14 protein-coding genes are annotated in these 17,527 nt (G+C 69.7%); 6 read left to right on the top strand and 8 right to left on the bottom strand.

Annotation, left to right across the window (positions count from 1 at the left end):
* Nucleotides 1-69 precede the first annotated feature (69 nt).
* Nucleotides 70-297: a hypothetical protein gene (locus tag QTI68_RS22940; protein ID WP_286524787.1), complete on the top strand. Its 228-nt coding sequence runs from the start codon at nt 70-72 to the stop codon at nt 295-297.
* A gap of 50 nt (nt 298-347) precedes the next feature.
* Here QTI68_RS22940 and QTI68_RS22935 read toward each other — a convergent pair whose 3' ends face one another.
* The 6 genes from QTI68_RS22935 to QTI68_RS22910 all read right to left on the bottom strand — a co-directional run bounded on the left by QTI68_RS22935 (nt 348) and on the right by QTI68_RS22910 (nt 5,201).
* Nucleotides 348-1,124 carry an MBL fold metallo-hydrolase gene (locus QTI68_RS22935; RefSeq protein ID WP_286524786.1) on the bottom strand — a complete coding sequence of 259 codons (777 nt, stop codon included), beginning with the start codon at nt 1,122-1,124 and terminating at the stop codon, nt 348-350.
* Between the two features lie 10 nt (nt 1,125-1,134).
* The gene (gene bamC / locus QTI68_RS22930; protein WP_286524784.1) at nt 1,135-2,211 is read right to left on the bottom strand and encodes an NlpB/DapX family lipoprotein; all 1,077 of its coding nucleotides are present in this window, start codon (nt 2,209-2,211) and stop codon (nt 1,135-1,137) included.
* Between the two features lie 116 nt (nt 2,212-2,327).
* Entirely contained in the window at nt 2,328-3,254 is a 927-nt protein-coding gene (dapA, locus tag QTI68_RS22925; RefSeq protein WP_286524782.1) for a 4-hydroxy-tetrahydrodipicolinate synthase, read from the bottom strand.
* Between the two features lie 40 nt (nt 3,255-3,294).
* On the bottom strand, nt 3,295-3,846 hold the full coding sequence (locus tag QTI68_RS22920) for a class I SAM-dependent methyltransferase (protein ID WP_286524781.1): 552 nt from the start codon (nt 3,844-3,846) through the stop codon (nt 3,295-3,297).
* Nucleotides 3,843-3,983: a hypothetical protein gene (locus tag QTI68_RS22915; RefSeq protein WP_286524780.1), complete on the bottom strand. Its 141-nt coding sequence runs from the start codon at nt 3,981-3,983 to the stop codon at nt 3,843-3,845. Before QTI68_RS22915 ends, QTI68_RS22920 begins: the two co-directional genes overlap by 4 nt.
* A gap of 3 nt (nt 3,984-3,986) precedes the next feature.
* A complete protein-coding gene (locus QTI68_RS22910; protein ID WP_286524779.1) occupies nt 3,987-5,201 on the bottom strand; it encodes an MFS transporter in 1,215 nt (404 codons plus the stop codon).
* A gap of 302 nt (nt 5,202-5,503) precedes the next feature.
* Here QTI68_RS22910 and QTI68_RS22905 point away from each other — a divergent pair, with 302 nt between their 5' ends.
* The 4 genes from QTI68_RS22905 to QTI68_RS22890 all read left to right on the top strand — a co-directional run bounded on the left by QTI68_RS22905 (nt 5,504) and on the right by QTI68_RS22890 (nt 11,065).
* A complete protein-coding gene (locus QTI68_RS22905) occupies nt 5,504-7,501 on the top strand; it encodes a DNA topoisomerase IV subunit B (RefSeq protein WP_286524777.1) in 1,998 nt (665 codons plus the stop codon).
* Nucleotides 7,502-7,577: 76 nt separating this feature from the next.
* Nucleotides 7,578-8,453, top strand: a complete 876-nt coding sequence (locus QTI68_RS22900) for a lytic transglycosylase domain-containing protein (protein ID WP_286524776.1) — start codon at nt 7,578-7,580, stop codon at nt 8,451-8,453.
* A 36-nt stretch (nt 8,454-8,489) separates the two neighbouring features.
* Nucleotides 8,490-10,874 carry a DNA topoisomerase IV subunit A gene (parC, locus tag QTI68_RS22895; RefSeq protein WP_286524774.1) on the top strand — a complete coding sequence of 795 codons (2,385 nt, stop codon included), beginning with the start codon at nt 8,490-8,492 and terminating at the stop codon, nt 10,872-10,874.
* 11 nt (nt 10,875-10,885) lie between these two features.
* Nucleotides 10,886-11,065, top strand: a complete 180-nt coding sequence (locus tag QTI68_RS22890) for a hypothetical protein (RefSeq protein WP_286524772.1) — start codon at nt 10,886-10,888, stop codon at nt 11,063-11,065.
* A 13-nt stretch (nt 11,066-11,078) separates the two neighbouring features.
* Here the strand turns inward: QTI68_RS22890 and QTI68_RS22885 are convergent, their stop codons facing one another.
* Nucleotides 11,079-12,176 (bottom strand): MBL fold metallo-hydrolase, encoded by a 1,098-nt coding sequence (locus tag QTI68_RS22885; protein ID WP_286524771.1) that lies wholly within the window; start codon nt 12,174-12,176, stop codon nt 11,079-11,081.
* 154 nt (nt 12,177-12,330) lie between these two features.
* On the opposite strand from QTI68_RS22885, the gene QTI68_RS22880 reads away from it, so the two are divergent.
* A complete protein-coding gene (locus QTI68_RS22880; protein ID WP_286524770.1) occupies nt 12,331-15,816 on the top strand; it encodes a patatin-like phospholipase family protein in 3,486 nt (1,161 codons plus the stop codon).
* Here the strand turns inward: QTI68_RS22880 and QTI68_RS22875 are convergent.
* A complete protein-coding gene (locus QTI68_RS22875) occupies nt 15,813-17,516 on the bottom strand; it encodes a magnesium transporter CorA family protein (RefSeq protein WP_286524769.1) in 1,704 nt (567 codons plus the stop codon). The two genes, QTI68_RS22880 and QTI68_RS22875, sit on opposite strands and share 4 nt — an antisense overlap.
* Nucleotides 17,517-17,527 lie beyond the last annotated feature (11 nt).

The following is a 17,527-nucleotide window of genomic DNA, read 5'->3' as shown; positions in this document are numbered from 1 at the left end:
TCGGGGCGCGGGACCGGGGCAGGGGTCTAGAATTTTTTCCTTGCTGTCTTCATCCAAAGGAGTCCCCCAATGAAGAAGTCCCTGTTGATCGCTGCCCTGATGGCTGCCGCCGCGCTGACGGCCTGCGGAAAGAAGGACGAGCCGCCCGCCGTCGTCGCGCCGGCACCCGCCGTGGTCACGCCGCCGGCCGCCCCTGCGCCGGCACCGGCGCCCAATGCGCAGTCCGCGCTCGATGCCGCCAATGCGGCGACCGAGGCAGCGAAGAAAAACGCCGAGACGCCGCCGGCCAAGCCCTGAGGGCAGTCGTTGATTCTGCGGGCCGCCCTCGGGCGGCCTTTTTCATGGGCTCAGAGGTCGAGCCAGGGCGAGCCTTCGGCTGCCGTGGCCGTGAGCATCTCGTTTGCGCTGGCGCCCAGCGCCGCCGCCATCGCGTCGCGCACGATGTCGGGCCGGTTGTTCTGCTCGCTCAGGTGCGCCGCCAGCAGGTGGCGCAGGCCGCCATGGTGCACCGCGCGCGCGATGGCGGCGGCCGCGCTGTTCGACAGATGCCCGTAATTGCCGCCGACGCGCTGCTTGAGGAAAGGCGGGTAGGCGGAACCGGCCAGCAGGTCGCTGTCGTGGTTGAACTCCAGCAGCAGGGCATCCAGGCCCATCAGGCGGGCCAGCACGTGCGGGGTGGCATGGCCGAGGTCGGTGAGCACGCCGAGGTGGCGCGCGCCGTCGGTGCAGCGCAGCTGCAGCGGTTCGCGTGCATCGTGCGGCACCGTGAAGGGCTGGATGCAGAGGTCGCCGACCTCGATGTCGATGCCGTCGCGCGCCAGGTGCAGCCGGCCCTCGTAGTCGTGCCCGCCGGTCGCCAGCCAGGTGCCTTCGCTCATCCACACGGGGATCTGCTCGCGGCGCGACAAGGCGCGCGCGCAGCCGATGTGGTCGCCGTGCTCGTGGGTGATGAAGACGGCGTCGATGTCGGCGGCCGCGAGGCCGGCGGCGGCCAGCCGCGTGTCGAGGTGGCGCAGCGCGAAGCCGCAGTCGATCAACAGCCGCGTGACGCGGCCGCCGCTCGTCGCCTCGACCAGCGTGGCGTTGCCGGTGCTGCCGCTGCCCAGACTGCGGAAGCGCAGCATCGCGTCCGGCTTACTTCAGGTCGTCGGCGATGACCTGCACGATGCGCTGCGCATTGGCCGTGCTGTCCGGCGCGCCGGCTTCGTTCAGCACCGAGACCGTGCTGGTTTCGCCCTGGCCCTTGACCAGGATGCGGAACTTGAGCGGCGCCTCGGTCTTGCCCGAGCTGAACAGCTTGGAGAAGAAGCTCGGGTCCGACTTGTTCGGATTCGGCGGCACGTAGCGTACGAAGTAGGTACCGGCGGTGCGGTCGCGGTCTTCGACCGTGAAGCCGGTGCGGTCGAGCGCCAGGCCGACGCGGCGCCATGCGCGCTCGAAGTTGTCGTTGATCTGCACCATCGGCTGGCCGCCGACATTGGCGACCTTGGCGGTCTGCGGCGCGGCGCCGGCGGCGGCGATGACCTTCGACTGCTCTTGCGAGACGCCGAGCTTGACCATCAGGCGGCGCAGGAATTCGGCCTCGAGTTCGGGGTCGCTGGCGCGCGGCTGCCAGACGGTCTGGTCCTTGCGCGAGCTGCTGTAGACCTCTTCCATGCCGCGGTGGCTGATGAAGATCTCGGTGCCGTTGGGGGTGCGTTCCAGGCGGGTGCGGAAGCGGTCGAGTTCACCGGTCGAGTAGAGCGAGTCCATCAGCTTGCCGATGGTGCCGCGGATGATGTCCTGCGGCAGCTTGGCGCGGTTCTCGGCCCAGTCGGTTTCCATGATGCCGAGATTGCGCTGGTCGGTGGTCAGCAGGAAGCCGCTTTCTTGCCAGAAGTCGCGCACCGGTTCCCAGAGCTGGTCGGCCGGGCGGTTGATGACCAGCCAGCGCTGCGTGCCGGCGCGCTCCATCTTGACGTCGCCGACCGAGCTGACCGCGGTCGGCAGGCTGGGCGCATTGGCCAGGCCGGCCTGGTAGGAGTTGGCCGTGACCGCGCCGCCCGGCACCGCGTAGCGGTTGTCTCGCGACAGCTGGGTGAGGTCGGGCGGGACTTCGAGCGTCGGGGCCTTGCCGGCGCTCTTGTAGTCGATTTTTTCGCTCTCGAGGGCCGAGCAGGCGGCGAGACCGGCGACCAGGGCCAGCAATGCGAATCGCGAAATTGTTTTCAACGTCTACTTCCTTTTGGAATGTTGAGCTCGATCGGTGGGCACGCGCCCGCTCTCTCTGAGCGGGCTCCGGGCAAAAGGTTGCCGGCGTCCGCGAACGCCGGCTTGTAAAGGTGGGGTCAATTCTTGAGCAGGCCGCTGGCGCGCAGCGCGGCTTCGACCGCCGGCCGGCCGCCTTCGGCGAGTTCGGTGAGCGGCAGCCGCAGCGCGCCGCCGCACAGCCCCAGCCGTGCCATCGCCCACTTGACCGGAATCGGATTCGGTTCGACGAACAGGTTGCGGTGCAGCGGCATCAGTTCGAACTGGATCTGCATGGCCCGCCGGACGTCGCCGGCGATCGCCGCGACGCACAGCTCGTGCATCTTGCGCGGCGCGACGTTGGCGGTGACGCTGATGTTGCCCTGGCCGCCGCACAGCATCAGCGCGACCGCGGTCGGGTCGTCACCGGAATAGACGGCGAAGTTCTTCGGCAGCTCGCGGATCAGCCACTGGGCGCGCTCGATGTTGCCGGTGGCTTCCTTGATGCCGATGATGCCGGGCACCTGCGCCAGGCGCAGCACGGTGTCGTGCGCCATGTCCGCGACGGTCCGCCCGGGCACGTTGTAGAGCACCGTCGGCAGGTCGCCCACCGCTTCGGCGATCGCCTTGAAGTGTTGGTACTGGCCTTCCTGGGTCGGCTTGTTGTAGTAGGGCACGACCTGGAGCTGGCAATCGGCGCCCACGCCGCGGGCGTATTTGGCGAGCTCGATCGCTTCCTTGGTGGAGTTGGCGCCGCAGCCGGCCATCACGGGCACGCGGCCGCGCGCCTGCTCGACCGAGACGCGGATGATCTCGCAGTGCTCTTCGACGTCGACCGTCGGCGATTCGCCGGTGGTACCGACGACGCCGAGACAATCGGTGCCTTCGTCGATGTGCCAGTCGATCAGCCGGCGCAGGGCGGGATAGTCGACACTGCCGTCGTCATGCATCGGCGTGACGAGCGCAACGATGCTACCTGTCAGTTGCTCCAAGGGAATCTCTTTGTGGGTTGCCCGAAAAGCAGCCATTCTACTGACCTGGGCCCGTCCTTCGATACGGCCGGCCCGGCTAGGGCGCTTGGAGGAGATGTCTGGGCGGCATTGCGGAGGCGGCCTGCGGGCGGACGGCGGCGATCCGCTGGACGAAACGCTCGGGGTCGCCCAGGAAGCCGTCCTCGTACGCCACCACCCGCAGCCCGGCGCAGGCGGCCAGCAATTCGCCGGGCTGGAGCAGGAAATCGGGCCGGGACGGCTTTCCCACCTGCTCGTTGCCCGCGGCGAAGGTTTCATAGAGCAAAACGCCGCCGGGCGCGACCGCCGCGACGATGTCCGCCAGCCGCGGGCGCCAAAGGTAGTTGGTGACGACCACCGCGCCGAAGCGCTGGCCCTCGAAAGGCCAGGGCCCCGACTCGATGTCGGCCAGCACGGCATGGCCGAAGGCCGCCGCGGCATCGACCGCCTCCTGCGACCGGTCGACGCCGGTCACCGCATGGCCCCGTTCGGCGAACCAGCGCATGTGGCGGCCGCTGCCGCAGGCCACGTCGAGCACGCCGGCGCCGGGCGCCGGCAGGTGGGACCAGCGGACGATCCAGGGCGAAGGGGTGAGGCTGGCGTGATTCAAAAGCAGGCCCAGATCTGGTCGACCAGCGTGACCAGGAAGGTCGGGCGGGTGTAGAGCGCGAACACGCCCGCCAGCGCGAGCGCGGCGGCGCCGAGCCAGGCGGCGCGGACGAGGCGGAGGCGCGCGATCCGGGACATGGCTCAGGCGGGCTGGAGCCGGGGCCGCGCGATCGCGCTTTCCTTGACCGGCAGGTTGACCAGCGCCGCCATGACGCCGAACGCGATCGCGAGGTACCAGACCAGGTCGTAGCTGCCCAGGCGGTCGTACAGGTAGCCGCCGAGCCAGACGCCGAGGAAGGAGCCGACCTGGTGGCTCAGGAAGACGAAGCCGCCCAGCATCGAGAGGTGGGCGACGCCGAAGATCTGGGCCACGATGCCGCTGGTCAGCGGCACGGTCGAGAGCCACAGGAAGCCCATCGCCGCGGCGAACACATAGACCGTGAGCGGCGACAGCGGCACCAGCAGGAACAGCGCAATGGCTGCTGCCCGGCTCAGGTAGATGGCCGCCAGCAGCTTGCGCTTGGCCAGCCGGGCGCCGAGCGCGCCGGCGGTGTAGGTGCCGAAGATGTTGAACAGGCCGATCAGGGCCAGCGCGTAGCTGGCGACCTCGGGCGAGAGCCCCTTGTCGCGCAGGTAGCTCGGCATGTGGATCCCGATGAACGCCAGCTGGAAGCCGCAGACGAAGTAGCCCGCCATCAGCAGCACGAAGCTCGGGTATTTGAAGGCTTCCTGCACCGCTTGCAGGATGGTCTGGTCGCGCTTGCCGCTGGCGGCGGCGAGCCGCGGCTCGCGCAGGGAGAAGGCCAGCGGGATGATCAGCAGCGCCAGGGCCGCCAGTGCCAGCAGCGCGGTCTGCCAGCCGAGCCGGGCGATCAGCTGGCCCTCGACCGGCACCATGAGGAACTGGCCGAAGGAGCCGGCCGCGGCCGCGACGCCCATCGCCCAGGAGCGGCGCTCGGCCGGAATCTGGCGCCCGATGACGCCGTAGATCACCGCATAGGTGGTGCCGGCCTGGGCGGCGCCGATCAGCACGCCGGCGGTCAGGGCGAACATCAGCGGCGTGTGCGAGAGCGCCATGCCGGCCAGCCCCAGCGCATAGAAGACGGCGCCGGCCACCATGACCTTGAGCGCGCCGAACTTGTCGGCCAGCATGCCGGCGAAGACGCCGACGATGCCCCATGAAAGGTTCTGGATCGCGAGCGCCAGCGAGAAGGCCTGGCGGGTCCAGCCCTGGTCCTGGGTGATCGGTTGCAGCCACAGCCCGAAGCCATGGCGAACGCCCATCGACAGGGTGACGATGAGGGCGCCGCAGATGAGCACCCGCTGGATGCTGAGCGGCTGGGAAGTGGTTGTCATGGCAGAAAATGTACCCAAAAGCCGTGAGCGGCGTCGGCGACCCGGGGATCGGGATTGTTGATATTTTTGGACCTCTTTGATGCTTGCGGCGCGAATGGCGTCGGGCGGGCAGGGACCAAGGCCTGGTCCGCCGCCGGGCCGCCCCAAGGCGGACCGCACCCCCTCGGGGGGCAGCGACCCACACGAAGTGGGGAGCGTGGGGGCCTGGTCCGCCGCCGGGCCGCCCCAAGGCGGACCGCACCCCCTCGGGGGGCAGCGACCCACACGAAGTGGGGGAGCGTGGGGGCCTAGAATCCGGCGCCATGGCAAGCAAGGAACCAGGCAGTTACGGCGAATCCTCGATTCGCGTCCTCAAGGGCCTCGAGCCCGTCAAGCAGCGGCCGGGGATGTACACCCGCACCGACAACCCGCTGCACATCATTCAGGAAGTGCTCGACAACGCGGCCGACGAGGCGCTCGCGGGCTATGGCAAGAAAATCAAGGTCGTTCTCCACGCCGACGGGTCGGTCAGCGTCGAGGACGACGGCCGCGGCATTCCGTTCGGCCTGCATCCGGAAGAAAAGGCGCCGGTGGTCGAGCTGGTGTTCACCCGGCTGCACGCGGGCGGCAAGTTCGACAAGGGATCGGGCGGCGCCTACAGCTTCTCGGGCGGCCTGCATGGCGTCGGCGTGTCGGTGACCAACGCGCTGTCGACCCGGCTCGAAGTGACCTCGTACCGCGAAGGCTCGGTGGCGCAGCTCGCGTTCTCGGCCGGCGACGTCGTCGAGCAGCTCAAGGTCCGGCCCCAGGAGAGCGCTTCGGCCTCGAACGGCGAGGGCGCGCGCGACCGCCGGCAGGGCACCACGGTGCGCGCCTGGCCCGATCCGAAGTATTTCGAATCCGCCGCGCTGCCGATCAACGAACTCACCCACCTGCTGCGCAGCAAGGCGGTGCTGATGCCGGGCGTCACGGTCACGCTGGTGGTCGAGAAGACCAAGGAAACCCAGACCTGGCTCTACAAGGGCGGCCTGCGCGACTACCTGATGCAGACGCTCAACGGCGATCCGGTGATCCCGCTGTTCGAAGGCGCTGGCCATGCCGACAAGAACGCCGACAACTTCGCCGAAGGCGAGGGCGCCGAGTGGTGCGTGGCCTTCACGGAGGACGGCCAGCCGGTGCGCGAGAGCTATGTCAACCTGATCCCGACCAGTGCCGGCGGCACCCACGAAAGCGGATTGCGCGACGGCCTGTTCAACGCGGTCAAGAGTTTCATCGAGCTGCATTCGCTGCTGCCCAAGGGCGTCAAGCTGCTGCCCGAGGACGTGTTCGCGCGGGCCTCGTACGTGCTGTCGGCCAAGGTGCTGGACCCGCAGTTCCAGGGCCAGATCAAGGAGCGCCTCAACTCGCGCGATGCGGTGCGGCTGGTGTCGAGCTTCGTGCGCCCGGCGCTCGAGCTGTGGCTGAACCAGCATGTCGACTACGGGCGCAAGCTGGCCGAACTGGCCATCAAGGCCGCGCAGACGCGGCAGAAGGCCGGCCAGAAGGTCGAGAAGCGCAAGGGCTCCGGCGTCGCCGTGCTGCCCGGCAAGCTGACCGACTGCGAAAGCAAGGACACGGCGCACAACGAAGTCTTCCTGGTCGAGGGCGACTCGGCCGGCGGCAGCGCCAAGATGGGCCGCGACAAGGAGAGCCAGGCCATCCTGCCGCTGCGCGGCAAGGTGCTGAACACCTGGGAGGTCGAGCGCGACCGGCTCTTCGCCAACACCGAGATCCACGACATCTCGGTGGCGGTCGGCGTCGATCCGCACGGACCCAACGACACGCCCGACATGTCGGGCCTGCGCTACGGCAAGGTCTGCATCCTGAGCGATGCGGACGTCGACGGCTCGCACATCCAGGTGCTGCTGCTGACCTTGTTCTTCCGCCATTTCCCCAAGCTGATCGAGGCCGGCCACGTGTATGTGGCGAAGCCGCCGCTGTTCCGCGTCGATGCGCCGGCGCGCGGCAAGAAGCCGGCCTCCAAGTTCTATGCGCTCGACGAGGGCGAGCTCACGGCGATCCTCGACAAGCTGCGCAAGGACGGCGTGCGCGAAGGCGCCTGGAGCATCAGCCGCTTCAAGGGCCTGGGCGAGATGAACGCCGAGCAGTTGTGGGAAACCACGCTCAACCCCGACACGCGGCGGCTGCTGCAGGTGCGGCTCGGGCGCTTCGACACCCAGGGCACCGAAGGCGAGATCACCAAGCTCATGGGCAAGGGCGAGGCGGCGGCGCGGCGTGAACTGATGGAGCTGCGCGCCGACGACGTCGACATCGACGTGTGACGGCGGCGAACAAATCGTGACACCGCGAATCACCGGGCCGGGCGGCGCGACGGCATAGTGCCGGATGGCGATTCCGATGCGGGCTCCCTTGCTGTCGATGCTGCTGGCCGGTTCGCTGGCGGTCCTGGCGCCGTCGGCGCGGGCCGCCGACATCTACGGCTACGTCGACGAGAAGGGCGGCGCCCACTTCGCGGCCGAGAAGCTCGACGAGCGCTACCAGCTGTTCTTTCGCGGCGGCCAGAGCTTCGACACGGCGGATGGCCTGGCGCCGCTGCGCCGTGGGGGCGCGGCCGACGGCAAGGCGCCGCGCGCCTCGCAGGCCCTGGTGGCGCTGGTCGAGGCTTCGCCGGGCTACAAGGTCGCGAAGTCGGCGCTGCGCGATGCCTCGCGCAAGCACGACATCGACTACGAGCTGCTGCAGGCCCTGATCGCGACCGAATCCGGCTTCGATGCGCAGGCGGTGTCGCCCAAGGGCGCGCTCGGCCTGATGCAGGTGATGCCGGCGACCGCCCAGCGCTACGGCGTGGCGGCGGACAAGCGGGCGTCGATCGAAACCAAGCTCTTCGATCCGCGCGTCAATATCGCCACCGGATCGCGCTACCTGCGCGACCTGATCGCGATGTTCCCGGGCCGGATCGAACTCGCGCTGGCGGCCTACAACGCCGGCGAGGGCGCCGTGCAGCGTGCCGGCAACAAGATTCCCAACTACCGCGAAACCCAGAACTACGTGACGACCGTGCTGCAGCTCTACGCGTATCTGAAGCCCTCGGCGGCCTTGGGGCGCGGCGGCCGGTCGGCCGGCCGCATCCACATGGAACTGGCGGTGCCCAAGGGCGGCGCCCTCGGACGTGGCAACATGCCGTCCGACCGGTCGCGCATGCCCCAGATCCCGGAATTGCCCGACCTGCCGCCCCCGGCGGACGTTGAACCCGGCGCCCCGGTGGCGCCCTGAACCCCGAAACCTCTTCTCTTCGCTTCTTTCTCTCCCATGGATTCCCAACCTTCGCTCGATCTGCAGAGCCCCGAAGACGATGGCGCGCTGACGCTGGCCGACTATGCCCAGACCGCCTACCTCGAATACGCGCTGAGCGTGGTCAAGGGCCGCGCCTTGCCGGATGTCAGCGACGGCCAGAAGCCGGTGCAGCGGCGCATCCTTTATTCGATGTCGCGCATGGGGCTCGGCTTCGGCGGCGCCAACGGCACCGTCGGCGCCAAGCCGGTGAAGAGTGCGCGCGTGGTCGGCGACGTGCTCGGCCGCTTCCATCCGCACAGCGACCAGGCCGCCTACGACGCGCTGGTGCGGATGGCGCAGGATTTCTCGCAGCGCTACCCGCTGGTCGACGGCCAGGGCAATTTCGGCAGCCGCGACGGCGACGGCGCCGCGGCGATGCGCTACACCGAGGCGCGGCTGGCCCGCATCACCAGCCTGCTGCTCGACGAGATCGACGAAGGCACGGTCGACTTCATCCCGAACTACGACGGCTCGACCGAGGAGCCGCGGCTGTTGCCGGCCAGGCTGCCGTTCACCTTGCTGAACGGCGCCAGCGGCATCGCGGTCGGCCTGGCGACCGAGATCCCGAGCCACAACCTGCGCGAGGTCGCCGACGCCTGCGTGGCGCTGATCAAGGCCAACGGCAAGCTGACCGACGACGAGCTGTTCGCCCTGGTGCCGGGGCCGGACTATCCGGGCGGCGCGCAGATCATCAGCAGCGCGGCCGACATCGCCGACGCCTACCGCACGGGGCGGGGCTCGCTCAAGGTGCGGGCCCGCTGGAAGATCGAGGAACTGGCGCGCGGGCAATGGCAGCTGGTGGTCAACGAGCTGCCGCCGGGCGTCAGCTCGCAGAAGGTGCTCGAAGAGATCGAGGAACTCACCAACCCGAAGATCCGCGCCGGCAAGAAGGCGCTGTCGGCCGAACAGACGCAATTGAAGGCCGCGGTGCTGTCGCTGCTCGACGTGGTGCGCGACGAGTCGAGCAAGGACGCGCCGGTGCGGCTGGTGTTCGAGCCCAAGACCTCGCGCATCAGCCAGGACGAGTTCACCACGATGCTGCTGTCGCAGACCTCGCTGGAGAGCTCGTCGTCGATCAACCTGACGATGGTCGGCATCGATGGCAAGCCGACCCAGAAGTCGCTGCGGCAGATGCTCAACGAGTGGATCGCCTTCCGCGAGATCACGGTCGAGAAGCGTTCGCGGCATCGGCTGGGCAAGGTGCAGGACCGCATCCACATCCTCGAGGGGCGGCAGCTGGTGCTGCTCAACATCGACGAGGTGATCGCGATCATCCGCGCGGCGGAGGACCCGAAGGCGGCGCTGATCGCGCGCTTCAATCTGAGCGACCGGCAGGCCGAGGACATCCTCGAGATCCGGCTGCGCCAATTGGCGCGGCTGGAGGCGATCAAGATCGAGCAGGAGCTCAAGGGCCTGCGCGAAGAACAGAAGAAGCTCGAAGACATCCTCGCCAGCCCGGCGGCGCTGCGCCGCCTGCTGGTGAAGGAGATCGAGGCCGACGCCAAGAGCTTCGAGGATGCGCGCCGCACGTTGATCCAGGCCGAGAAGCGCGCCGTGGCCGAAGTGCGCGTGGTCGACGAGCCGGTGACCGTGATCGTGTCGCAGAAGGGCTGGGTGCGCACGCAGAAGGGCTGGGCCAGCGAGCGCGCCGCCGGCGCCGCGGCGCCGGAGTACACCTTCAAGTCGGGCGATGCGCTCTACGGTGCCTTCGAATGCCGCTCGGTCGACACGCTGCTGGTCTTCGGTACCGCCAAGGACAAGGGCGTGCGGGTTTACAGCGTGCCGGTGGCGTCGCTGCCGGGCGGCCGCGGCGACGGCCAGCCGGTGACGACCCTGATCGACCTCGACAGCGGCACGCACGTGGCGCATTACTTCGCGGGCCCGCTCGGTGCGAGCCTGCTGCTGGCGAACACCGGCGGCTATGGCTTCATCGCGGCGGTCGAGAACATGGTCTCGCGCCAGCGCGGCGGCAAGGCCTTCATCGACGTCGGCGAGGGCGAGCAGCTGTGCCGGCCCTCGCTGGTCGGCGGGGCCGGCGGCGCCGAGCCGATGCCGGCGGCGACCCACGTGGCCTGCGCCTCGACCGGCGGCCGCATCCTGACCTTCGAGATCGGCGAACTCAAGGCGCTGCCGAAGGGCGGGCGCGGACTGACGCTGATCGACCTCGAGGCCAAGGACACGCTCGCCGGTGCCGCGGCCTACACGCGCAGCGTGAAGATCGAGGGCATCGGCCGCGGCGGCAAGGAGCGCGAGGAGACGCTGGAGATCCGCACGCTCAACAACGCCCGCGGCGCCCGGGCGCGCAAGGGCAAGGCCGCCGACCTCGGGTTCAAGCCCTCGGCGGTCGTGCGCGTGCTGTAGCGGAGCCGCGCATGGAAATCGGAATCATCGGGTTGGTGATCGCGCTGCTCAGCGGTCTGGCGAGCTTCGCCCTGGGGCGCTGGCTGTCGAAGCGGCGGCGCCAGAAGAAGGCCGACCAGGCGCGCGCGGCGGCCGAGGCCGGGCAGAGCCGGCAGGTGCGAAGGGCGCGGGAGCGGCAGCAGAAGCGCTGAGCCTCGTCGGACGCTACTTCAACCCGGCCCACCAGCGCACGTTGGTGCGCGGCCGGCCGACCGTCAGCACCTCGCCGATCACCGGCGTCGCGAGCGTGATGTTCCGGGCCTCCGACAGGTCGGCGATGCGGTCCAGCGGATCGTGCCACGTGTGAAAGGCGAGGTCGAAGGTGCTGTTGTGGACCGAGAACAGGACCTTGCCGCGCAGGTCCTCGAAGGCCTGCACGCTCTGTTCGGGCGTCATGTGGACCGCCGGCCAGTAGGCGTCGTAGGCGCCGTTCTCCATCATGGCCAGATCGAAGCCGCCGAAGCGCTCGCCGATCTCGCGAAAGCCCTTGAAATAGCCCGAGTCGCCGCTGTAGAAGATGCGCTGGCCGCCGCTCTGGATCACCCACGATGCCCACAGCGTCCGGTCGCGGTCGTTGAGCGTGCGGCCGGAGAAATGCTGCGCCGGGGTCGCGGTGAGCTCGACGCCGTCGAACTGCGCCTGCTGCCACCAGTCGAGCTCGGTGACCCGGTCGGCGGGCACGCCGAGCTCGACCAGCCGCGCCTTGACGCCCAGCGGCACGAAGTAGCGCTGCACCCGCTGCGCCAGGTAGCCGATGGTGGCGACGTCGAGATGGTCGTAGTGGTCGTGCGACAGGATCAGCCCGGCGATCGGCGGCAATTGTTCAAGCGCGATCGGCGGCGGGTGGAAGCGTCGCGGGCCTAGCCACTGGAAGGGCGAGGCCCGTTCGCTGAACACCGGATCGATCAGCCAGTAGCGGCCCTGCAGCTTGAGCAGGTGCGACGAGTGGCCCAGGCGCACCAGGTGGTTGGCCTGCGGGTCGAGCGCCGAGAGCTGCGCGCCGTCGAGTGCCTGCACCGGGATCGGGTCGGTCGGCACGGTGTCGGTCTTGGTTTCGAGGAGGAAGCGCGACCAGATCTTCCAGGTGCCGGCGGAGGGCAGGGCGTCCGGGTTCGGCGGATTGCTGAAACCGCAGTCCTTGAACTGGGGCGAAGCGGCGTAGGGGCTCTCGCAGGCTTGGGCGCTGCTCGCGCAGCCGGCGAGCAGCGCCCCAGCCGCCAGTGCCAGGGCGGCAGTCGCGGCACGGGAGAGCGCAGTGGTCATGGGCGGGATTTCCGGAAAAAGGGGCAGGCCGGGGCGCCGCGAGCTTAACCAATGCGGCGCCTTCGTGCTGTTTCCAGGGCGCCGGCATAGGCCGTTCGAGCCATTGATACCCCGCCGCAGGCATGAAATATTGCATCGAACGACGAGGAGTCGAATGGACGAGACCATCCAGAAGCTGGTCGCCGAGCGTCGACGCGCCCTGCATGGCGCCGACGATGGCCGACGGCCCTGGGGCCTGGCACTGTCGGGTGGCGGCATCCGCAGCGCCACCTTCTGCCTGGGCCTGCTGAAGGCGCTCGCGGTGCGGCGGCAACTGCTCAAGTTCGACCTGATGTCGACCGTCTCGGGTGGCGGCTACATCGGCGCGGCACTCGGGCGGCTGTGCACCAACGCGAAGTCGGCGGGCGAGGTGCGCGCGATCGAGAGCGCGCTCGGCGACGTCGACCGCGCCCGCTTCGGCTGGTGGCTGCGCGCCAACGGCCGCTACCTGATCCCGGGGGGCATGCGCGACACCCTGTTCGCCACCGCGCTCTACCTGCGCAATCTCCTGGCCACCCACATCGAGCTGGCGATCGCCGCCAGCCTGATCGGCATGGTGCTGGCGGCCACCAACCTCCTGCTCTGGGATGCGGTGTTCCGCGCGGTCGACCTCAACAGCGTGCCGCCCGACGCGGTGGTGCGAAGCACCCAGGTCAATGCCGCGCAGTTCATGCGGCTTGCCGTCGAGTGGGCCACGCTGTGGCCGACGCTGTGGTTCACGCTGGTCGGGCCCTTCCTCGCCTCGGTGGTGCTGGCCTGCGCCTACTGGTCGGTGCACGACAAGCCATCGACCTCGTCGATGCTGCTGCAGGTCGCGATGTGGCTGGCGCTCGGCATCGGGGCCGCCTTCGTCGCGCCCGAACTGATGCTGCGCTTCAGCGGGCCGCCGTGGCTGGCGCCCAGCTTCGAGGCCTTCGCGGCCTGCTGGGTGATCGCGCTGCTGTGGGTGCTGCACCGAAGCCGGCGGCGGTCGCCGGCCGAATTGCGCAACGATCTGACCGACCGGCTGGCCTCGGTGCTCAACACCGCGCTGCTGATCGTCATGCTGGGCCTGCTCGACCGCAGCGCCTGGTGGCTGGCCGCCGAGGGCCAGCAGCAGCGGGTCTCCTATGGCGCGGTGCTGCTGGTGGCGGCCGCGGTGCTGCGCGGCGTGCTGCCGATGCTGCTGTCGCACCGGCAGGAACTGCCCGGCGTCGGCAAGACCGTGATGCTCACCCTGGCCAGCCTGCTCGGGCTGGTGCTGGCCTTCTGCCTGGCGGCCTGGTGGATCGGCGTGGTCTATGCGGCGGTGCTGCTGCCGGTCTTCACGCCGGCCGGGCTGGACTTCATGCGCGGCTGGGCCTGGCTCGGCACCATCGCCGTGATCATCGGCGTCTACGCACTGGCGACCGGGCGCAACTTCGCCTTTCTCAATGCGTCGTCGCTGCACATGTTCTACAAGGCGCGGATCGTGCGCGGCTACCTCGGAGCCGCCAATGCGCGGCGGCTCGGCGCGCAGCCGACCGACAAGGTGTCGGGCCTGGAGCCGCCGCAGGTGCCGGTGGGCGAGGTCGACCCGCACGACGACATCTCGCAATTGCGCTACGCGCCGCACGCCCAGGGCGGTCCGGTGCACCTGGCGAACGTCTGCATCAACCAGACGCACGACACCAAGGAAAGGCTCTTCAACCGCGACCGCAAGAGCCAGCCGCTGACCATCGGCCCGCTGGGCTGGATGCAGGCCGGCGGCGCGCCCTGGGCGCAGGCGCATGGCGACGGTGCGCTGACGCTCGGCGGCTGGATGGCGATCTCGGGCGCGGCCTTCGCCCCGGGGCTGGGCCGCCTCACCAAGCGCGGTATCTCGGCGCTGTCGGTGTTCGCGGGCCTGCGACTGGGCTACTGGTGGAACAGCGCCGGGGCCGGGATCGTTCAGCACGGCGCGGTGGTGCATGCGAGCCCGCTCCTCATGAAGACCCGCTTCCTGCTGCTCGAATGCTTCGGCGCCTTTCCGGGCAGCAGTTCGGCCAACTGGTACTTGAGCGACGGCGGCCATTTCGAGAACACCGGCGCCTACGCGCTGCTGCGGCAGGAGGCGGCCTTGATCGTGATCGCCGACTGCGGCGCCGATCCGGACTACCGCTTCTGCGATCTCGAGGTCCTGATCCGGCGGGCCCGCATCGACCTCAACGCCGAGATCACTTTCATGAAGCCGCGCCCGGATGCCGAATGGACGCACCTGGGCGCCTTCGGCTCGCTCAACGACCTGGCCTCGCCGAGCAGCCAGGCCTGCCTGGCGCTGGCGCAGGTGCGCTACGCAAGCGGCCAGACCGGGCAGATCGTGCTGGTCAAGCCCAATGTGTCGGCCTCGCTGCCGGTCGACCTGGTCAACTTCAAGGCTGCGAACCCCTTGTTCCCGCAGCAGCCGACCACCGACCAGTTCTTCGACGAGGCGCAGTGGGAAAGCTACTTCCGGCTCGGCTCGGAGATCGGCTTCCGGCTCGACGAGGAGATGCTCGAGCACGTGGCGCAGGGGGCGCCGGGCCTGTTCATGCTTGACGACGGCCAGCCGGATTCGAGCGCCCGCGGCGCCAAGCCGGGCGACAAGGACAGCGCCGCGGCGGCCGCCGTGGGCTCGATGAGCCGGCTGCAGGCGCGGGTGCTGAAGGCCGGGGCGGTGACGGCGTCGATCGGCATCGGCACCGCCGCCACCTTCGGCGTCGCCGCCTGGCAGGGCATCGACAGCTGGCGCGCCCAGCGCGCCGACCAGGAGAAGTCGGAGAACAGCGCCTTCAAGGACCTCACCGAGCGCTGGGCCCGACTGCACGGCGGCGGCGGCGGCGATGCGCCGGCCCTGCTGGCGGCCGAACTGCTGCGCACCGGGGATCTGCTGTGCCGCGAGGGCAGCGACAACTTCATGGCCAAGTTCCGGCTCTCGGTGCGGATGGTGGACGACGCCAAGCAGGCCTGCGCCGGCGAGGCCGCGGGCCAGCGCTCGCCGGCGTGCGCGCGGCTGCTCGATCCCGGCAACGGCATCGACTGCCTGCAGCCGGCGCAGGCCCCGCCGTGCGCGCCGCGCTACTGGGCCCGCGACTACAGCGGCCAGACCGGCTCCAAGCAGAACTGCAGCGGCACGCTGCCGCAGCCCTTCCAGCTCGCCGTCTGGCTGCGCGACCGCGTTGCCGGATTCGGGGCGGGCGACCGGGTCGCGAGCGCGCCGCCGCCGACCGCCGCGCCGTCGCCCGACGGCACCCGCGGGCCGGCCACGCCGATCGCGGCCGATGCCTGCGAAGGCACGGTGGTCTACATCCTGACCTATGGCACCGGCCTGCGTGACAAGGCGCGCGCCTGGCGCGGCCCGTGGCGCGAACTCGGCGCCTCGGTGCCGCCGATCGAGGACGTGCTGAGCACCTCGCGCCGCGCCGGCCGGGCACCGCCGGTGGGGCATCCGGTGCCGACCGTCGTCATCCGCGACGAGTCCGCGCGTGCCTGCGCCGAGGCCCTGACCGAGACCGCCGAGTCGCCGACCGGCCAGCCCTGGGCGATCCGGCTGCTGCCGCGCCCCGGCCTGACGGACCCGGGGGCGATCGAAGTCTGGTTACCGAGGGTGGTGAACACGCCCTAGTCCGAGCCGGGGCGCCAGACCCGTGCCAGCACGCCGAGCTTGTCGCGCAGCGTATTGCGCTCGTCGGACAGCGCATCGATGAAGTCCGACAGCCGCTTCGACTTGACCATGGTGTAGACCGTGAGCCAGGTGGTGAAGCCGAAGACGATGCCGAACCACAGCAGCTTGCGCCACAACGGCGCCTCGGCTTCCGCCAGCAGGTTCATGCCGAGGAAGCCGGTCGTGATGGTGCCGATCAGGCCGAACAGCGTGACCACCGTCAGCCGCACCACCGTGTTGGCCTGCCGGCGCAGGCTGTCGGCCTCGAGGTAGGTGTTCATGTCGGCGATGCGCTCCTTGACCTCGTCGTAGAGCGGATCGAGCCCGAGGTGGGTGGTGCACAGGTGGGACAGCGCGCGCACCTGCGCCTGCTCCGAGATCTCGTGGAACCAGTAGCGGTGCGTGAAGCGCAGGAAGCCCTCGAAGCTGGCGCGGATCGCGCGCTTGAATCGCTTGACGCTGGCGACGTCGTTGACGTCCAGATTGCGCAAGGCTTCGACCAGGCGGTCCGAATACATCAGCAGCGCCGCCTTCTGGAAATGCGCGATCACGAACAGCAGGAAGTGCTGGTGCCGGAATTGCGCCAGCACGCCGCGGTCGCGGCAGCAGAAGTAGTCGGCGTGGGCGTCGCCGACGACGATCAGGGCGCGGCCGTTGCACAGGTAGCGGGTGCGCGGCGCGGCGCCGGCATCGACCCAGAAGCGGTCGTAGCAATAGCGCTGCTCGAAGTCCTGCATCAGCTCGTCGGCATAGGGCAGCGGTCCGCCGCCGGTGGTGGCCGGCTCGGCGGCGCCGGTCACCAGCGCCAGCCGGATGAAGTCGTTGCGCGACAGCCGCCGCGGATCGTCGAGTGCCAGATAGGCCATCACGGGCATGCGGTAGTACTCGATCTGGCGAAAGCGCAGCGCGCCGGCTTCGTCCGAATGGTCGCTGACCAGCGGCCGCATGAGCCAGGCCCAGTGCGCGGCCAGGCGCGGCGCGCGGTGCTCGGCCACGTGCGACAGGAAGGCCTCGCGCTGCTGCGCGTCAGACGCCGCCAGCACGCTGCCATCGGCCGCCAGCCACTCGACGCTGCTCATGCAGTGCAGCGCCTGGCCCTGCGCGTCCCAACCGCCGGGGTAGGCGCGGCCGAAGCGATAGAGCACCTCGTGCGCCTGCGCAAGGCTCAGCCGGTCGGCGCCGACTTCGACGTTGAGCATCACGACATCGACATCGAAGAAGAAGTAGAGGTCGACATGCACCACCTCGAGCGTGATCGGCGGCGTGCCGGGACGCGCCACCACGCGCACCGCCGCCACGTCGCTGCGGCGGAACACGCGCATCGGCGAATCGCCGCCGTTGGCGCCGCCGGCGGCGCGGCCCTTGCGGCCATCGCCGTAGAGGAAGCGCTGCACGTAGGGCAGGAAGCTCACGAACTCGTTGTAGTGGCGCTCGTGGAAACGGTCGCTGGCGCCGGTGTATTCGTCGATCTCCTCGCGCCAGGGCGAGGCGTCGCCCAGGTCCCGCAGCACCTGCCACGGGCCGCGCTGCGCATGGCGCGGCTGCTGGGTCGGCATCAGTCGCAGCGGCCAGAGAAGGGTTTGACGCAGGTGCTGCACGGCGGGTGCTGCAACTGCGCCGGAAAGCTCTGCTTCGACGTCCGCCAGTTCGGTGATAGGCATGGCGCCCAGTG

The organism is Variovorax sp. J31P207, from assembly GCF_030316965.1.
In the GTDB taxonomy this organism is placed as follows: domain Bacteria; phylum Pseudomonadota; class Gammaproteobacteria; order Burkholderiales; family Burkholderiaceae_C; genus Variovorax; species Variovorax ginsengisoli_B.
The sequence above is the reverse complement of the archived record's forward strand: the minus strand, read 5'-3'. Positions and strand labels throughout refer to the sequence as shown.

Excerpts from the sequence above, each read along its gene's own strand:
- QTI68_RS22940 (WP_286524787.1), top strand. The coding sequence starts at position 70 with ATGAAGAAGTCCCTGTTGATCGCTGCCCTGATGGCTGCCGCCGCGCTG.
- QTI68_RS22935 (WP_286524786.1), bottom strand. The coding sequence starts at position 1,124 with ATGCTGCGCTTCCGCAGTCTGGGCAGCGGCAGCACCGGCAACGCCACG.
- dapA (WP_286524782.1), bottom strand. The coding sequence starts at position 3,254 with ATGGCTGCTTTTCGGGCAACCCACAAAGAGATTCCCTTGGAGCAACTG.
- QTI68_RS22915 (WP_286524780.1), bottom strand. The coding sequence starts at position 3,983 with ATGTCCCGGATCGCGCGCCTCCGCCTCGTCCGCGCCGCCTGGCTCGGC.
- QTI68_RS22910 (WP_286524779.1), bottom strand. The coding sequence starts at position 5,201 with ATGACAACCACTTCCCAGCCGCTCAGCATCCAGCGGGTGCTCATCTGC.
- QTI68_RS22905 (WP_286524777.1), top strand. The coding sequence starts at position 5,504 with ATGGCAAGCAAGGAACCAGGCAGTTACGGCGAATCCTCGATTCGCGTC.
- QTI68_RS22900 (WP_286524776.1), top strand. The coding sequence starts at position 7,578 with ATGCGGGCTCCCTTGCTGTCGATGCTGCTGGCCGGTTCGCTGGCGGTC.
- parC (WP_286524774.1), top strand. The coding sequence starts at position 8,490 with ATGGATTCCCAACCTTCGCTCGATCTGCAGAGCCCCGAAGACGATGGC.
- QTI68_RS22890 (WP_286524772.1), top strand. The coding sequence starts at position 10,886 with ATGGAAATCGGAATCATCGGGTTGGTGATCGCGCTGCTCAGCGGTCTG.
- QTI68_RS22885 (WP_286524771.1), bottom strand. The coding sequence starts at position 12,176 with ATGACCACTGCGCTCTCCCGTGCCGCGACTGCCGCCCTGGCACTGGCG.
- QTI68_RS22880 (WP_286524770.1), top strand. The coding sequence starts at position 12,331 with ATGGACGAGACCATCCAGAAGCTGGTCGCCGAGCGTCGACGCGCCCTG.
- QTI68_RS22875 (WP_286524769.1), bottom strand. The coding sequence starts at position 17,516 with ATGCCTATCACCGAACTGGCGGACGTCGAAGCAGAGCTTTCCGGCGCA.